The 304-nt window shown below is 73.4% G+C and carries 1 protein-coding gene; it reads right to left on the bottom strand.

Annotation, left to right across the window (positions count from 1 at the left end; genetic code table 11):
- Positions 1-304: IS110 family transposase (locus tag ACFHWU_RS29570; RefSeq protein WP_416592361.1), on the bottom strand; the 304-nt coding region annotated here is incomplete at both ends.

Here is a 304-nt window from a genome sequence, read left to right as displayed (position 1 = left end):
CCGCCGCACCGCGAGATGGCTTCCAGGACGGCGGGGTGCTGCAGTTTCGGGCCGAGGACGCGTTCCAGGGGTGGGTGGATCTGGGTGAGCAGGCCCCGGATGCGGTTGGCGACGCGGGTGACCTCGCCGGCGAGGTCGTCGTCGTAGCCGACCATGACCTCCAGTTCGGCGAGGGCGTCGTCGCCGGTGTCGACCCTGCGCAGGGTGTGGGGCAGGGTGCGGGCGGCGTCGGCGATGACGTACGCGTCGCGGGCGTCGGTCTTCGCGGTGCCGGGGTGCAGGTCGGCCAGCCGGCGCATGACCA

Source organism: Micromonospora sp. LOL_015 (assembly GCF_048060275.1).
Taxonomy (GTDB): domain Bacteria; phylum Actinomycetota; class Actinomycetes; order Mycobacteriales; family Micromonosporaceae; genus Micromonospora_E.
Note: the sequence above shows the minus strand (reverse complement) of the source record. Positions and strands in the feature narration are given on the sequence as shown.